General features: G+C 44.6%; 10 protein-coding genes. 3 read left to right on the forward strand and 7 right to left on the reverse strand.

Features of this window, described 5'->3' with window-relative positions; translation table 11 throughout:
* Positions 1–384: 384 nt before the first annotated feature.
* Entirely contained in the window at positions 385–2,751 is a 2,367-nt protein-coding gene (locus tag G3570_RS15245; protein ID WP_165143688.1) for a protein kinase domain-containing protein, read from the forward strand.
* A 69-nt stretch (positions 2,752–2,820) separates the two neighbouring features.
* Here G3570_RS15245 and G3570_RS15250 read toward each other — a convergent pair whose 3' ends face one another.
* The 3 genes from G3570_RS15250 to G3570_RS15260 all read right to left on the reverse strand — a co-directional run bounded on the left by G3570_RS15250 (position 2,821) and on the right by G3570_RS15260 (position 4,826).
* Positions 2,821–3,378, reverse strand: coding sequence for a carboxymuconolactone decarboxylase family protein (locus tag G3570_RS15250; RefSeq protein WP_165143689.1), 558 nt, complete (start codon positions 3,376–3,378; stop codon positions 2,821–2,823).
* A gap of 53 nt (positions 3,379–3,431) precedes the next feature.
* Positions 3,432–3,881 (reverse strand): hypothetical protein, encoded by a 450-nt coding sequence (locus G3570_RS15255; RefSeq protein ID WP_165143690.1) that lies wholly within the window; start codon positions 3,879–3,881, stop codon positions 3,432–3,434.
* A 114-nt stretch (positions 3,882–3,995) separates the two neighbouring features.
* Entirely contained in the window at positions 3,996–4,826 is an 831-nt protein-coding gene (locus tag G3570_RS15260) for an AraC family transcriptional regulator (protein ID WP_165143691.1), read from the reverse strand.
* Positions 4,827–4,978: 152 nt separating this feature from the next.
* Between G3570_RS15260 and G3570_RS15265 the strand changes: the two genes are divergently transcribed.
* Together G3570_RS15265 and G3570_RS15270 are read left to right on the forward strand one after the other, a co-directional pair.
* On the forward strand, positions 4,979–5,485 hold the full coding sequence (locus tag G3570_RS15265) for a YybH family protein (RefSeq protein ID WP_165143692.1): 507 nt from the start codon (positions 4,979–4,981) through the stop codon (positions 5,483–5,485).
* 98 nt (positions 5,486–5,583) lie between these two features.
* Positions 5,584–5,937: an STAS domain-containing protein gene (locus tag G3570_RS15270; protein ID WP_165143693.1), complete on the forward strand. Its 354-nt coding sequence runs from the start codon at positions 5,584–5,586 to the stop codon at positions 5,935–5,937.
* A gap of 284 nt (positions 5,938–6,221) precedes the next feature.
* On the opposite strand, the gene G3570_RS15275 is transcribed toward G3570_RS15270, so the two are convergent.
* The 4 genes from G3570_RS15275 to G3570_RS15290 form a co-directional block, all read right to left on the reverse strand.
* Positions 6,222–6,554: a hypothetical protein gene (locus G3570_RS15275; RefSeq protein WP_165143694.1), complete on the reverse strand. Its 333-nt coding sequence runs from the start codon at positions 6,552–6,554 to the stop codon at positions 6,222–6,224.
* Positions 6,555–6,660: 106 nt separating this feature from the next.
* Positions 6,661–7,422, reverse strand: a complete 762-nt coding sequence (locus tag G3570_RS15280) for an antibiotic biosynthesis monooxygenase (RefSeq protein WP_165143695.1) — start codon at positions 7,420–7,422, stop codon at positions 6,661–6,663.
* Between the two features lie 12 nt (positions 7,423–7,434).
* Positions 7,435–8,757, reverse strand: a complete 1,323-nt coding sequence (locus tag G3570_RS15285; protein WP_249067158.1) for a SpoIIE family protein phosphatase — start codon at positions 8,755–8,757, stop codon at positions 7,435–7,437.
* A 152-nt stretch (positions 8,758–8,909) separates the two neighbouring features.
* A partial coding sequence (locus G3570_RS15290) for a tetratricopeptide repeat protein (protein WP_165143697.1) occupies positions 8,910–10,881 on the reverse strand: 1,972 nt, incomplete at its 5' end.

Consider the following 10,881-nt stretch of genomic DNA (forward strand, 5'->3'; position numbering starts at 1 on the left):
TGTTACGCGCTTTTATCTAAGTTCAGTGAACCGGCCATTCCATTTTTAATAATTCATTTATAATGCAAAACCGCAAGCTCGCCTTATGTTCCTAATCTACAGTTATTTAAGAAAAAAGCTATAAATGAGGATATAAATTATTAAGCATTGTAAAAAAATACTATCCTCGCAGATTGATATTCCGGACATGGGAAGATCTGCATAGACATTCAGCAATTTTTTAGCTGTCAATTTCTTCATTGATACCTCTAAATTGTATTTAACCATTTATTTGAAGATTATTCTCGTGTGTACGCCATATATGCAGATGGATAGCAGTATTCATATCAGCGAGTAGGATGAAGGTCCTTACACCCATGCCCATAACAGGTTCAAAAGAGAAGAATGATTGACAAAACCGTAAAGCATTACACCATTAGCGAGAAGCTTGGAGAAGGGGGTATGGGTGTGGTATATAAGGCGCATGATACCAAGCTCGATCGTACGGTTGCCCTTAAATTCCTGCCTCCTGAACTCTCTGCCTCAGAAGAGAGTAACAGGCGTTTTTTAAATGAAGCAAAAGCGGCTTCGGCTCTGCATCACAACAATACCTGCACTATTTTTGAAATTGATGAAACGGAAGAGGGTCAGCTCTACATCGTCATGCCTGCCTACGACGGGAAACCACTGGATGTACTTATCGAAGAAGAGGGACCTTTACCCATTGAAAGAGCTTTAGATATTGCTATTCAGATAGGGGAAGGATTAAAAGCGGCCCACGAACAAGGCATCATCCACCGGGACATCAAAAGCGGGAATATTCAGATCACCGGGGACGGCCAGGCTGTCATCATGGATTTTGGTCTCGCGCGTAGGAGAGATATTTCCAAACTGACACAAACGGGTCAGACCCCGGGAACCGTCCCATATATGTCGCCGGAGCAGGCAACGGGTGAAGATGTTGACCGGCAAACGGACATTTGGTCCTTAGGCGTGGTTTTATATGAAATGCTGTCCGGGAAAAGTCCCTTTCCCAGCGAGTATGCCCAGGCGATCATCTATTCCATTCTCAATGAAGATCCTGAGCCTCTGAATGAGCTGAATCAGGATATTCCAAGGGAACTGGCGAATGTGGTTCAAAAAGCGATGGCAAAAGAGAAAGCGGAGAGGTATCAATCGGCAGGCGAACTGATAAAAGACCTCAAAGCGATAAGAGACAGAGGGAAGACCGCCGGCAGCCAGGCTGTTGATACTCAAAACTCAAATGAGAAAACGGGATTCTTCACACCTGCTAAGACAGGAGTTCTGTTACTAGCGATAACAGGTTTGTTGATTGCAGGATACTTCTTCTACAGTCAAGGTGAGACATCCGAGGTAGTGGAGCCGAGAATTGCCGTTTTGCCCTTTGAAACACTGGGAAGTAATCAAAGCAGCACCTTTACCATGGGTATTCACGGTGGACTGTTGACCCGCCTTTCCAATATTTCCGGACTCAAGGTCACCTCCCGAACCTCCACCCTTCAATACCGCGAAAATCTAAAGCCGATACCTGAAATTGCAGAAGAACTGAATGTAGACTGGATAGTGCGCGGAGAAGTACAGGAAACCTCCGACAGGGTTCAGGTGGATGCTCGTCTGGTGTATGCTCCCGAAGATCGACAGGTTTGGGCCAACAACTACCAAAGGGTGCTGTCTGCAAATAACCTGTTTGAAATACAGAGTGAACTGGCCCTTGAGATAACAGGCGAACTGGAGACGCGTCTTTCTGCGGATGAAAAGAGCCGCGTGGAACGGAAACCAACCGAAAACCTGAATGCCCTTAGACTTTTTATAGAAGGTATGGGCTTGCTGGAACAGCGTACACCTGATGCGGTACTTGCATCCGTTGATTATTTCATGAAGGCCATCGAAGAAGATCCCGAATATGCACCCGCCTGGGCCGTGCTGGGTGAAGCTTTGATTTATATCGATTTTTACAAATACGATACAATGGATAATTATAGCGTTACGCCTCGAGAAGCCACAGACAGAGCCCTTAGTTTGAATCCTGATCTGGCGGAGGCTCATGCCTCTCAGGGCATACTCTTTTATACTCAGAAAAGGGGGACTCAGGCCGTTGAAGAACTCGAGCGAGCCATAGAGCTTCAGCCCAGTCTGGAGACGGCACAGAACTGGCTTGGCTTTGTCTATCTCCTTGTAGGAGAACCCGAAGAAGCCATTATTCATGCCAAGCGAGCTATTGAGCTTAACCCTTTAGCCCCGGCAAGCCATCTCTATCCTTCGCTAAGCTACCTGGCTTTGGGCAATGAAGCAGAAGCATTGCGCGAGGTTCGTCGAGCCAAAGAAATTCAGCCCGAATGGGGAGAGATATATGCTTTTGAAGGGGTGATGCTCTACCATAACCAACGCTATGAGGAGGCGCTGGAAGCCCTGGCTAGAGCTGATAGCCTCATCGGAAGAGAAGCCCAGTCTGTCTGGCTACCGGACGTAGCTACAATAACAGCGCTCACGAGGCGGGCTCTTGGCCAAGAGATGAACAGTGGAGGTGTTTCCGGGGAGGAGGCATCAGGAATTAATCCATTCTGGATAGGAATTCAACAAGCTGCTAGAAATGACAGGGAGGCAGCCTTGGCTTCCTTTAATGAGATCGAACAGTTCAGCATGTGGCCCAATCTTTCACTTAGGTATTACTTCCCTGACATACTTGGACCGCTACGTTCGGACGAACAATATAGGGAGGTGCTGGATCGGATGAACAGGCAATGGGAGTAGAGATTTTATTCAAAATAAAAGGACTTGGCTTCAGCCAAGTCCCTCGTTTTATTTACTTTTTAATTTGTACTAAGCGGTTGCAAATTCAAGCTTATCGGGTTGAAAAGCTTCGTCCAGCGGCGTATCAGCCAGATGATTAGTGTAATTGCTTATTGTTTTCAGTGCCACGATGAGATTTACTTCCAGGGCCTGCTGTTTGGTATAGCCTGCCTCCAGGAAGCTTTCCAGATCATTTTCGCTGATAAATCCTCTTTCTGCTACTACTTTTCTCACAAAGCTTACTAAAGTATTGAGCTTGGGATTTACCAGGGTTTCTTCTTTGCGTACTGACTCAACTACCGATTCATCAACATTCAGCTGATTCTTTAAGATGGTTGAGTGTACAGCAGTGCAATAGTGGCACTTGTTTTCTACACTTACTGCAAGGATAGCCAGCTGTTGTTCAATCTCGCTGAAACTGGTCTTGCCTACAATATCGTTTAACTGTAGGTAGCCTTCAAGGAGTGCAGGTGACTCGGCAAACTCTCCAAGTAGGTTTGGCAAAAATCCAAACTTATCCTTGGCTGCATCCAGCAGAGGTTTTGATTCTTCAGGTGCATTTTCGGTTGTATAAATTGTGAAGTTCATAATACGATTCGTTATTTAATTAGGTATAGTGATAGTATTGAAGTAAGATTCTGTTACTGATTCGTAGAAGGTTGTTTCATCGGTGTTATTTTAGACTGTATTTCGCTATTAACTATAAATATTAGCGGCAGTGCAAAAGCAAAGTGGCGTAATAAAGTTACTACCGGTGTCATTGGTGACTGATTTATGCCAGCTACACCGGCTCCAAGTAAGGGTAGCATAAATAGCCAGACCAATGCTATTGTTTCAGCGGTAACAAAAATGAAAGGCCGTAGCCAATACGGTCCCCACAGGTGAGGTGCTATAGCGGAATAGAGAATGGCAAGAAGCACCCCGTTGCCATAATGGCCGAATATTCCGTAAACAAATCCTAATCCTGTTTTCTGCCCCAATAGACCGGGAATGTCCCACCATTGACCTGTGAAAAGTAAGCCAACGATATCGAATAATAATGTTCCAATAACTCCTGCCAGAATTGCCTTTTTCCAGTTTAGTTTTTTCATAGCATGTATAAGGTTTGTTGAAATTTCATCTTCAAACCTAAAATGTGGAGTCTGTGGCGGAATGAGAATGACAACTATTCCCTAATAGTTGTCAATTTTTCCTTTTCAATGCTGCTAGTTCTTTTTTCTACGGTACTGAGAAGGGGAAATACCGGTTTCTTTCTTGAAAAAGCGGCTGAAATGAGACTGATCCCGGAAACCAAGATCGAATGCTATTTCTTTTGCCAGTTTATCGGTTTTCAGGAGTTGACGCTTACCTTCCATGGCAATTCGATGGTGAATAACTTCGAGTGGTGACCGGTGCCCTGCTGAGGCAAATACATTGGATAGGGTTTTGGGCGATTTGTGAAGCATTTCGGCATAGCTGCTTACCTGGTGATGTTCCTTGAAGTGCTGTTCAACCAGGATATTGAATTGTCGAATCAATTCTGTACTACTATTATCCAGTTCATCTGGAAAATGCTGTTGGCGTGCAAGACGAGTACTTTTGATAATCAGCCGCTTGAGCAACATTCGCAGCATCTCTCCCTGTATCTTGTCTTTGGTATCCAATTCATCGATAAATACGCGGAAAATGGTTTCAAATTTCGGAACCTCCTCCTCATCGATACCTAGTATTGGCAGTTCTGATGACCCCCAGAAAAGCAGACCCTCGCATGAGACTTCATCATCATTTTCATGTATACAATAAAACTCTCTATTGAATTGTAGCAAATAATAACGAGCTGATGGATTTGGGAACTCGGGCTTCTGCAGAGGGGTAAGGCAGATTAGATCATTTTTTTGCAATGTGATATTCAGTGACTCCATTTCAATACGGAAAGAATCGCCCCGGTTCCAAAGTATTTTGAAATAGTCATGAGAATTACGGTTTCTAAGCTCGTCGATATTATCAGCTAGTATCAGGCTACTGCCAAGTTCCGGCTCATGAAATGACTTTTTCATAACGGTTTAATGTGTAAACTCATCTTATTACTAAGGTACAGATACAAAAATATTTATGTATTGGGAATTTTGAGGTTTACTGTTAATTAGTCAATTTGAGGTAGCAATTAGTCCTGTCAACTAAAACTATAATAGATGTTAAATCACGAAATATGAAATCATCAAATGAGTCAAGTAAGGCGGTTTTTATAGCTATTTTTGTTGTCGGTTATTTGTTGTTTGGGTGTACAAATAAAAATGCTTCAGATCTTACAGAACAGGAGATATCATCCTTATCTAACACTATTATGGCCCACAGTGAAGAGGCAAACAGGGCATGGCAAAGTTTGGATGCTGAAGCCTACATGAGTCATTACAGTGAGGAAGCTGACTTTTATTTTCAGGGTTCCTATTACTCTTTTGATGAGTTTGAGGCAATAGTGCACGATTACCTGGGATCCCTGCAAACATCTACTTTAAACATGATCGATCCACATATTGAAGTTCTGGGACCGGAAGGTGCGGTGATCTCTTATAATTATAAAGGACAAAATATCGATACCACCGGAGTAGCAGACAACACCGAAGCTGCTTTTACGGCTGTATACAAAAAGCAGGAAGGTCGATGGCTGATAGTTCAGGCTCATGAGTCAATGGTCCCGGCTGGAAACGACCAATAGGCAGTTCGGTTTATTTTAGCTGTTTTATCTTTTACATTCTAGCACATAAAACAGATAACGTGTTTCAGTTGAATTAGCAATAGAGAGCGAGGAAAGTTATGAGATATGATATTAAAGAACGCTACGACTGCGTGATCATTGAATTTAAGGGGAAGGTAATGGGTGGTCCCGATGCCACGAAGTTCAATGATGACCTGCACGACCTAATTGATGATGGAAAGACCGAAGTCATTGCCGACCTCAGCGGTGTAAGTTTTATGAATTCTTCCGGACTGGGTATTCTCATCGGGGGTTTGACTACCATGCGTAATGCAGGCGGAGATCTGCGCATTGCTGCCGCTAGCGACAAGATCGAGAGCCTGCTGGTGGTGACCAAGCTTATTACGGTATTCGATAACTATCGAACCGTTGAAGAGGCTGTCGAATCCTACCAGGAAGAGCAAGCCGGATAGCGATAGACCGGCAACATGCAGTAAATATTTTCTGCGCGTAATAAGGTCCGGGAAAGTTTCAATGCCTACACATTGCCAGGTGTGTAATGCTATGTTTACCTACTACCGTTTGATAATAAATCTCGGAAAGCTGCCGCTTTTGCCAGGCTTTTCGAGGATCTTGTAATGAGATATGCTCTCGCCAACCATGACAGAACCTCCCTCTTTAATCCGGTTATGTTGTAGCCTTACATGCTGACTATATTACTCAGATACTTTTCCTCTACCTTTTTGTTATGGTAAAATTAGTTTAGATGTTCGTTGCGAAATACGGCGAAACTCATCACGGTACTGGTAATGACCCGGTTTTCAAATTCAATATTCAATCCGCAGGCTGCAACCAGGTCGGTTTTTACGAATGCCCCGCCAAGGCCGCATCCGGTGATGCTCATTTGAAGCGGGCTCTCCTTCTTCCGGTCAAACCTTCCTCCCTCTACCAGGTAGGTATCGTTCTCAAGAACTCTCAGGCAGTAGGTTGAATTCCGGGTTTTAATCCGTACATGGTCGCCTGCCCGAATGTCGCTCTTATATAAGGCAGGGAGCCCATCAACCTTTTTAATTAAATTGGAGAGTTCCATATTCCAATACGGTTATGTGCTGAATTTTAAATGATGTAGTAAAAGATCCCTTGTTAGCAAAGGTATAAACAATAATATACAGAAGCTATATTTCCTTGTTTCATAATTAGGTGAATCTTTTACCGGTGACCAGAGTGAACTTACTGACATCAATATCACGGGAGCTGACCGCCACGGTTGCTTTTTCCTGTTTTTCCAGAGCCATCTTCCACTGATAGAGTTCGTCGAGGGTATGTTGAATTTTTTCGAGTAGAGATTGAAACTTTCCCAGTTTTTCGTACTGCCTCACTGATTGCAGGTCATCCCAAATTGTAAATGAGAGTATCTCATCGCCGTCTTCAGTGTTATCGATTAAAAACGAGTAACGGCACCCAGATACTTTTTTCAATTCAGGTTGAATTTCATGATAATATATTCGCTTGAAGTCTTTTTCCTTTCCGGGGACCAGGTTGAGAGAGAGCACCCTAAGGTAATTTCTGCTGATATCAATCTCTTCGGAAATAGATTTGTCATCGAGGTTGTTCAGATTATAGCTTTTTATCCTCGGTTCCTGTTTTACCCGTTCATAATTGAGAATATGCTCTTTAGAAAGCTGAATTTTCCATTCGGAGCTCTCTTCTATGTAAGGATTTACGAGGTCTAGATTTTTTTGAAATGTGCCGGAATCAACATATTTCTGAGCATTTTTTTTGCTCTGCCAAAGGGTCAGTGAGACCAGTTGCTCCGACTTTGAGAGGCTTTGCAGCAGTCCGGCGAACAGGCAGCCGGTTGTATCCTCTAAAACCGGAATAATTTTATCCCTGTAAGTTACTTTAAAATCATTCAGGAGTTCCGGTGCTATTTTGGCTTCAACCAATCGCATTACCATAATCGGGAAGATTTAGGGATTCCGTGAAAGAACTACCATGGTCATATCATCAAAGGGTTCCTGGTTTGCATTATGTTCTAGACTTGCATCAAAGATATTGTTCATAAGCTCATTACCGCTCTTATCTTTTTCATTCATCAAAAGTCTTTGCAGTTTTTCCTCACCGAACCGATCATCCTGTTCATTACGGCTGTCAATGATTCCATCGGAAAATATGACCAGTTTTTCGCCGTGATTGAGTGTGACCGTATATTCTTCGTACTCTTGGTTATCCATCACTCCCAGGGGCAGACCGCCACTCTTCAAGCGGGAAAAACCATCATCAGGGTGCAGCACGAAAGGGTACTCGTGTCCCCCGCTAGAATAGCGGAAGGTGTGAGAGGAGGTATCCAGAATTCCCAGGAAAAAGGTTACAAACTTTTCGGCATCGGTACTTTGGAAAAACTGCCGGTTGGCATTTTTTAGCAGATCTGCAGGCGAAGGCTGATAGAGCACTTGTCCCCGCAGCATGGCCTGCAGATTCGACATCAATAGGGATGCGGGCATTCCTTTTCCGCTCACGTCACCCAAACAGATGACCCATTTTTGGTCATCCAGTGGGAAAAAGTCATAGTAGTCCCCTCCTACCGAACGGGCGGTTATATTTCGACCACAGAGCTCGTAACCTTCAACTTGAGGTTCTTCATCAGGCAGCAGCTTTTGCTGTATTTTTGCTGCAAGCTCCACCTCATGTCGCATCTTTTTTAAAGCCTCTTCCTCCTCATGAAGACGTGCATTTTCGAGTACCTGCGCCGACTGGGTAGCGATGATAGAAAGCAAACGCCGGTCCTGATCGGTAAATGCTTCTCCTTCACTTTTATTGTAGATGGTTAGAATGCCGATCAGTTTGGACCGGATCATCAGCGGTGCCGACAGCAGGGAGTGGATCGATTCTTCCCACTCGACATTTTGAAAACGGCTATCCTCTTTAGGGTCATTTACGGTGAGCGGTTTTTTGTTGATCTGCATCCAACCTAGCAGATTACGATTGAGATGCACGGCAGAGTGCGATTTGGAGCTGACCATGCTTCTGACGAGTGTTTTGGCTGTATCCTGTCTGTCCTCGTCAACCAGCGTAATGTCGCCTTGCTCCGCTCCGATCGATCGTATCGATCGGCCAATAATTGTACGCATAATCTCGTTGCTGTCCACGCTGCCGCCGATGTCGAGGGCAAGCTCATTCAGCGTAGACAGTTCATCAACCGCTCTCCGGAGCCGGTCATTCTTATCGGTAAGTTGCTTTATCTCTTTTTTGAGCTCCTCAACTTTATCCCTTTGTGATATATCTGACATCATTGAACTCTCCTTTACATCAAGTTCCCATGATATATTGCCAATTGAGGGAGACACCTAGCTCTCCCCATTTACTCTCTTGTGAGTAGTTGAAACGTTTTAAAAAATATGACCATATCCAAAAAACCTAAGGTGAAACTGCATTCTAATCTTTATTACTTACTCTCCGACTCCTCGGGCAGACTGCCGTCGGGATTTAGATTCCAAGCCTTATTCGCTCTTTGAATGAGCTTCTCGTAGCGGGGGTCACTCTTTAGTGGAGTCAAATCATACATAATTCCATACCTGAACTCTATACTGGGTCCAAATCTGCGCCACTCCTCTTTACTGAGTTGCTCGTAGGCATTAAAGGCACTCTCAATCTCGCCAAGAGCTGCATAAGCCTGTCCTAGCATAGCAGGAAATACTTCTGCGGTCCGGAGTTCATCTAAATATTTTCGGGCACTTACCGTATCGCCTTGTGCTGCCAAGATACTAACCATATATGCATTGAACCAACCGCCCCAACCGGTATACGAACCAAGCTGTTTAATTTGCCTTCGAGTGATCTGGGCTGCCTGTTCATATCTGTCCAGATTCTTTAAGGCACGAACCTCGCCGGCTATAGCGGAAATCTCTTCCAGTCCGAGTTGCTGCTGGCGGCGAGCTTCTTCAAGGCTTTTTTCTGCCATACCGGCCGCTAAGTATGCGTCATAAAGCCCGTGACGGGCTCTTGCATGCTGTGGATTTAACTCTACTGCCAAGTTAAGATGTTCAATCGCTTGTTCATGCCTACCGGTATTAAGATAGAAAACTCCTATCCTGTGGTGGGCTTCCCAGTAACTGGGTTTAAGCTCAATAGCTTTCTTCAACCGGCGTACAGCTTGTGGGCCATTACCATTCTTTAGGTGAAAAATTCCCATTGAGGTATGTGCCTCTGCAAGTTCAGGGTTCAGCTTCAAAGCCTGTCGAGCCGCCTCCACCTGACTTATTTCAGGTGTTTGTGCGGTATCAGGCCAGTAAGAGGGATTATAATACATTGTTGCATCTGCCAATCCTGACCAGCCAAAAGCAAAACTTGAGTCTTCTTCGACCGCTTGCTGAAAAAGATGCAGGGCTTCTACTGCCGGTTCAATATCGCTATAATTTATTTCAGCGAGTCTCTTTCTTCCTTTTACATACAGCTCGTATGCATCGAGATTCCTGGTTGGGGTTCCGTCTAGACGCTTTTGCTCACCTTCCGAGAGTTCTGCCTGTAAGGCACGGGTAATCTCTTTGGCAATCTCACTTTGGATGGCAAATAGTTTCTCGGCTGTTAATTCTCGCCGATAGCTGTCAGCCCATTTATTGACATCGGTTTCGGGGTCTATTAGCTGTGCATATACCTGGACCTGGCCACCGGCCTCCTGTACCCGGCCGTCGATAATCCACCGTACCCCCAAGCTTTCGGCTATGGCAGGTGGTGATAGCCGGCCCTTCCTATATTTTTCAACGGATGCGAGTGAAGTCACCTGTAGGTCGCCAACATTCGACAAGCGAGTTAATAAGTCATTATGCAAGCCGCTAGTTATGATGCTGGATTTCTCACCCTCGCCCTGTCTCGAGAATGGCAGTACCGCAACCGATCGGTCTGTAATATTCATACTGCTTTCAATGGGTGAAGGCGAATCCTTCACATACCACAACGCGGTAAGAATCAGCAAGACAATAAAAATTGTGGTACCAACTAAAAGTCCGCGTCTGCCGTATACGATCTTCCCTAAATTCATATTCGGGAAAGTAAAACTAACAGTAGTAGAATTGCTATTTTCTTCATTCCTCTGTGGGGAATGAACGGAGTTTGTTTCTTCATCTGCTGTACTTTTAATGGAAGCAGGAATTTTGATATTTTTTTTCAAATTCTCCAGGTTTTTTCTGAGGTCAAGGGCACTCCCAAAACGCTTCTGGGGATCCTTTGACAGTGCTTTGCCTAAAAACTGCCCCAGTTTGTCCGGGGCCTCCGGCAAGTAATTCTCAACAGGAATAGGCTCTTCATTGACTATGGCATACGTCATTGCCGCCTGGTGTTCTCCCCGGAAAGGTTTTTGGCCTGTCAGCATCTCGTAGAAGACAATACCCAGAGAAAAAAGGTCTGACCGGTGATCAACC

The sequence above is a fragment of the Halalkalibaculum roseum genome (assembly GCF_011059145.1).
Taxonomy (GTDB): domain Bacteria; phylum Bacteroidota; class Rhodothermia; order Balneolales; family Balneolaceae; genus Halalkalibaculum; species Halalkalibaculum roseum.

Coding starts and splice junctions, on each gene's coding strand:
- G3570_RS15245 (WP_165143688.1), top strand. CDS start 385: ATGATTGACAAAACCGTAAAGCATTACACCATTAGCGAGAAGCTTGGA.
- G3570_RS15250 (WP_165143689.1), bottom strand. CDS start 3,378: ATGAACTTCACAATTTATACAACCGAAAATGCACCTGAAGAATCAAAA.
- G3570_RS15255 (WP_165143690.1), bottom strand. CDS start 3,881: ATGAAAAAACTAAACTGGAAAAAGGCAATTCTGGCAGGAGTTATTGGA.
- G3570_RS15260 (WP_165143691.1), bottom strand. CDS start 4,826: ATGAAAAAGTCATTTCATGAGCCGGAACTTGGCAGTAGCCTGATACTA.
- G3570_RS15265 (WP_165143692.1), top strand. CDS start 4,979: ATGAAATCATCAAATGAGTCAAGTAAGGCGGTTTTTATAGCTATTTTT.
- G3570_RS15270 (WP_165143693.1), top strand. CDS start 5,584: ATGAGATATGATATTAAAGAACGCTACGACTGCGTGATCATTGAATTT.
- G3570_RS15275 (WP_165143694.1), bottom strand. CDS start 6,554: ATGGAACTCTCCAATTTAATTAAAAAGGTTGATGGGCTCCCTGCCTTA.
- G3570_RS15280 (WP_165143695.1), bottom strand. CDS start 7,422: ATGGTAATGCGATTGGTTGAAGCCAAAATAGCACCGGAACTCCTGAAT.
- G3570_RS15285 (WP_249067158.1), bottom strand. CDS start 8,757: ATGATGTCAGATATATCACAAAGGGATAAAGTTGAGGAGCTCAAAAAA.